This is a genomic window from Streptococcus sp. WM07 (assembly GCF_004570525.1).
GTDB lineage: Bacteria > Bacillota > Bacilli > Lactobacillales > Streptococcaceae > Streptococcus.
Genome location: NZ_SPPZ01000326.1, coordinates 1 through 292, shown reverse-complemented (window position 1 = coordinate 292; position 292 = coordinate 1). Strand labels below are relative to the sequence as shown.

At 36.3% G+C, this 292-nt stretch carries 1 protein-coding gene and 1 pseudogene; one reads left to right on the top strand and one right to left on the bottom strand.

Annotation, left to right across the window (positions count from 1 at the left end):
* The coding region (locus E4T71_RS09430) for a helix-turn-helix domain-containing protein (protein ID WP_135039024.1) at nucleotides 1-201 on the bottom strand (201 nt) is incomplete at its 3' end.
* A gap of 6 nt (nucleotides 202-207) precedes the next feature.
* Here E4T71_RS09430 and E4T71_RS09425 point away from each other — a divergent pair.
* A pseudogene (locus E4T71_RS09425) lies at nucleotides 208-292 on the top strand (IS5/IS1182 family transposase); the annotation flags it as partial.

Here is a 292-nt window from a genome sequence, read left to right as displayed (position 1 = left end):
AACTTTTCTTGGTTTCGTCCCTTTCACCTGATGGTGAAGGTCGCCTGTTTTCTTTTGGAGTTTTATCCATTCATAAATGGTGTTGCGCGAAATTTGGAAAATCTCAGCGGCTTCAGAAATATTACCTATTTTGTCACAATAGCTGAGAACTTTTTTACGGAAATCTATTAGACTTCCTGCGAAACAAGGATATGATAAAATAGAAGCATGAATTATGAATCCAGTAAAAAACTTTCCGATTTACGCTTTAAACGCCTAGTTGGTGTTGAGAGAAGAACTTTTGACAAAATGC